The organism is Variovorax sp. P4_D9 (genome assembly GCF_056401695.1).
The window spans coordinates 1-2,540 of the sequence record NZ_JBFUIU010001068.1; the positions used below are offsets into that span (position 1 = coordinate 1).

Here is a 2,540-nt window from a genome sequence, read left to right on the forward strand (position 1 = left end):
GCCGGAGAGGTTCAAGACGCAGATTTTCATGGTCGGTCCTTGGTTCGACGGCTACGTTGTTCCTGGCGGTAGAGATCCCGGGCAATCTGGCCGTAGTCCTTCGAGTTGGCAACTTCGCGGGCCTGCCGCAGCGCGTCCATCACGCGTGTGGTCGAGGAGGTGGAATGCGTGGGGTACGTGGGGGCCGCAGCCAGGCGCAGCGCTGCGGACTCGTCCGCAACCGCTGCGCCTGGCTGCATCGAAGATCTGGCGCTGCGTGCGTTCAACGCGCAGCCGCTGATGACAGGGGGAGAAGCGGTGGGAGTAGTGGTGGACGAAGTGGAAGGCAAGGCGCGCGTCGCCTTCTTCATGCGCATCAGGCAAGACTTGTAGGTGTTCCAGCTCGCCCGAAGCCCTGCGGCTTCGAGCGAAGCGTGGATGGCCTTGTGGCTGTGACCGATGCCGTGCGCCTCGACGATGAGCTCGCGCAAGTGGCCGAGCACGATCGAGGCACTTCGCAGGTTCTGGGCCACCAGCTCTCCGGCCCGTCCCCTTATGCGTTGCAAAACGTCCGTCTCTTGCATTTGACTTGTTCAATCGTTGCTTCGAGGGGTACATTGTGGACCTTGAAATCCAATTTGTCTCTATCAGAGAATCGAATGGAGAAGCAAATGAAGGATGCAGAAGTGATGCACTTCGGGTGCAGTGAAGATGCAGAAGAGCTACAGAAAGGCTACAGCCTGGGTGCAGTTCGAATGCAGTCAGCCTTCGGCCTGCTGTCACGCTCTCGGCCGATCCTTCGGCTCGTCCGAGCTGTCACTCGTACCAAGGACTGCGTTTTGGCGGACGGCAATGGGTTCGCGGACTCGCCTAGGGGCGATACACCATACGCACCTACGAGGTGCCCGCAAACCCGCATGCGGCCTCGAAACTTCGGTATGACCTGCCGCAGGCCGGGTACGACCCCGCTCCCGCAAACCCGCATGGTTGCTGGCTGAGGAGGTATGACCGTGGCCAGCATCGTGTCGATCAAGTTCAATGACGAGGAAGCGCAGGTACTTGCGCGGGCCCATGCGGCCTCCGGCGTGGCGGGCGTGAGCTCGCACATCAAGCAGGTCTACTTCGACGCGCTCAAGCTCAACGTCGGCGTGCTGCAGGAGATCCGCGGCGACCTCGACCGGATCGGCAGCAACATCGAGCGCCTGCGCGGCAGCGACGACGGCCGCACCGATCCCGAGATGCTGCTGAGCATCCTGTGCGGCCTGTACGTCATGGTGCGCAAGTCGGTAGGCGACAGCATCCGGGCGCAGGCGGACCAGGCGCTGGATGTCGGCGCGATCGAGCGCTACCTCAAGGGACGATGAGGTTCACGTGTTCGTCAACCATCGCACGCCCGACAACACGCTGCGCTCCTGGCTGGCGCTGGGAGTGCTCTTGGCGATCGTGGCCGGGTGGATCGCCAACGTCGCGCTGTACTACCGACTGCCGGCGCCGCTCTTCGCGAAAGGCCTCTGGTACGCGGCCAAGCAAACGCCGTTCCTGCCCGGGCTCTGGATCGGCCCGACCCTCGGACTCCTGCTTGGGGTCTTCACGTTCGCGGTGTGCGCGAAGCGCTACGCCAATCACTTTGGAGGCTCGGTCTTCGTCACGCGCCTGCGCGGCCCCAGGATGGTCGGGCAGAAGGTGCTGGCGTCCCAGACGCGCAGGGGCAAGGGGCAGTTGCTCTTCGCGGGCATCCCGATCCCCAAGGATGTCGAGAACACCCAGTTCTTCGTCGGCGGATCGACCGGCACGGGCAAGAGCGTCTGCATCAGCGACTACATCGAGAGCGCGGTCGCGCGAGGGGACCGCATCGTCTGCGTGGACCCCGATGGCGCGTCGATGCGGTATTTCTTCAGGCCCGGCGACGTCATCCTCAACCCCTTCGACAAGCGCAGCCAGGGCTGGAGCATCTTCAACGAGATCCGCACCAGCTTCGACTGCGAGCAGTACGCGATCAGCCTGATCCCGCGCAGTCCGTCCACGGAGCAGGAGACTTGGAACAGCATGGGGCGCACCATCGTCAGCGAGACGCTGACCGTGTTGCTGCGGCAGGGCGCGGGAACGACGGAAAGGTTGGTGCACTGGCTCACCACAGCCAGCAACGACGACCTGAAGGCGCTGCTCGCCGGCACGCCTGCGGCGGGGTGCTTTCACGGCGCGCCGGACACTCTGGCCAGCATCCGCACCGTGCTGACGCAATACATCACCCCGCACAAGTACCTGCCCTCGGGCGATTTCTCCTTCCGCGACTGGCTCGACCGCGGCCCCGGCAGCCTCTGGATCACGTGGCGCGAGGACATGTTGCAGGCGCTCAAGCCGCTGATCTCGTGCTGGGTCGATGTGACCTGCGCCAGCGTTCTATCGATGCCAGAAGAACCGGGCCGGCGCATGCACCTCGTGTGCGACGAGCTCGATTCGCTTGAGAAGCTCAACTACATCATCGATGCGGCGACCAAGGGGCGCAAGAAGGGCCTGCGGATCATGCCGGGTGTCCAGTCGCTGGCACAGCTCAACGACAC

At 63.9% G+C, this 2,540-nt stretch carries 3 protein-coding genes; 2 read left to right on the forward strand and 1 reads right to left on the reverse strand.

Features of this window, described 5'->3' with window-relative positions; translation table 11 throughout:
- Positions 1-26: 26 nt before the first annotated feature.
- Positions 27-512, reverse strand: coding sequence for a hypothetical protein (locus tag AC1DY5_RS50965; protein ID WP_478121904.1), 486 nt, complete (start codon positions 510-512; stop codon positions 27-29).
- 477 nt (positions 513-989) lie between these two features.
- On the opposite strand from AC1DY5_RS50965, the gene AC1DY5_RS50970 reads away from it, so the two are divergent.
- Positions 990-1,343: a hypothetical protein gene (locus tag AC1DY5_RS50970; protein WP_478121905.1), complete on the forward strand. Its 354-nt coding sequence runs from the start codon at positions 990-992 to the stop codon at positions 1,341-1,343.
- Between the two features lie 7 nt (positions 1,344-1,350).
- Positions 1,351-2,540 (forward strand): type IV secretion system DNA-binding domain-containing protein (locus AC1DY5_RS50975; RefSeq protein WP_478121906.1); only part of this gene is annotated, 1,190 nt, incomplete at its 3' end.